Here is a 1,540-nt window from a genome sequence, read left to right on the forward strand (position 1 = left end):
CTCTGACGGTGGACGACTGAGCGAACGTAGTGAGCGAAGGAGTCGGTTGGGGAGGCGTGTGGCCTGCGGTGCGGTGGCGGGGCGGGTGCGGTATTCATGCGGCTCGGTTACTGAGATCACCATAGAATCAAACGTTCCTGTGCGGAGCGTAGCGAGGGCTTTCGAGGCGGTCTGCCTCCTAGCAACTTCATCGCATCCCACCAAACACCTCTATTCGTAGCGAACGGACGGTTGTTCGAGGGGGTCCGTAATCGCTGCTATCGCAGGACAATCAGTTCACGAAAATCGCTGTTTTTCGCTTCAGAGCTTCCGAGCCATCATGACTTCGTCCACGAACTCGTCGCCGACGAGGTAGTGATCCGGACGGACGGCCTCGGTCTCCCAGCCGTAGTCCTGTAGCAGTTCGATGGCGGTTTCGTTGGTGGCGGGGAGGCTCTGGTAAACTTTGGTGTAATCCGTCTCAGTGGCCCAGTTCATCGCGCGTTCGAGCAAGCGGCCGCCGATGCCGTGTTCACGGTAGGGGCTTCGGACGCCGACGGTCAACTCGGCGGTGTGGCGCAGTTCGTCGAGTTCCGGCGCGTCCAAGTGGACCCATCCGGCGATTTCGCCGTCGTTCTCGCCGCCGGTGACGGTGGCAACGTAGAACATGCGCGAGCGGCGGTCGTTGCGCCGGAGGAGCGCGCCCTCGTCGCCGATGTCGGCCGCGACGCGTTTGGCGGAAATCGATGCGCCTTCGTCGGCGACCTCACGAATCGCGGTTTCGATGCCCCGCCAGTCGGACTGGTGAGCCTGTCGGATTCGGTACGAGAGGTCGGTTTCGTCGTACTCCTCGACGTCGTCGTCCATCGCGAGGTGGAGTTCCCCTTCGCTCTGGACGAGGAGACCGGAATTCACGAGCGCGGCGACGGAGTTGTGGAACTCCTCCGCCGGGATTCGAACCCGTGGCTCGGTCGTCCCCGAGCGAGCGGGTTTCGACCCGGACGGCGAGTCGATTCGGACCTCGTCACGAACCTCCCCGATGGTGGCCGCCCCGCTGGTCTCGACGTGGTGGTAGATGCGTTGTTGAATCGCGTTTTCGAACTCGAGGTCGGCAGGTGCTCCCATAGGAGAGGGTACCACCCCGAGGGGATTTATTATTTATCGCCTAAAAAGTCGCGGCTCGAATTATAAACTCGCGAACGAATTATAAATTCTGAGCGAATCAGCCTACTTTTCTTCGACGTGTCGAACCTCGGTGGCGATGCCACGGGTGGATTCGACCATTTCAGGGCCACTCATCTCGGCGCGGCCGATGGCGAACGCCTTCGGGCCTTCGATGACGACTTCGTCGCCGGGGCGGATGTCGTCGTCCGCGTCCACGACACCGGGTGCGAGGACGCTTCCGTGGGGGGCAAAGGCGTCAATCTCGACGCGCTTGATCGGCGCGCCGCTCTCGACCCAGTGGCGTGCACCGTTGAGCGTGAACGAGAGGATTCCGTACTGGGGAACCATCGCGGCGAGTTGCTCGCCGTCGTCGTCGTGCACACGCAGTTTCGGGTAG

At 62.1% G+C, this 1,540-nt stretch carries 2 protein-coding genes; both read right to left on the reverse strand.

The genetic code is table 11. The annotated features are described in order from the left end of the window. Nucleotides 1-300: 300 nt before the first annotated feature. Nucleotides 301-1,104 (reverse strand): N-acetyltransferase family protein, encoded by an 804-nt coding sequence (locus WBV42_RS14365; RefSeq protein WP_423986638.1) that lies wholly within the window; start codon nt 1,102-1,104, stop codon nt 301-303. Between the two features lie 102 nt (nt 1,105-1,206). Beyond that, nucleotides 1,207-1,540: PUA domain-containing protein (locus WBV42_RS14370; RefSeq protein WP_423986639.1), on the reverse strand; the 334-nt coding region annotated here is incomplete at its 5' end.

The organism is Haladaptatus sp., assembly GCF_049589095.1.
Taxonomy (GTDB): domain Archaea; phylum Halobacteriota; class Halobacteria; order Halobacteriales; family Haladaptataceae; genus Haladaptatus.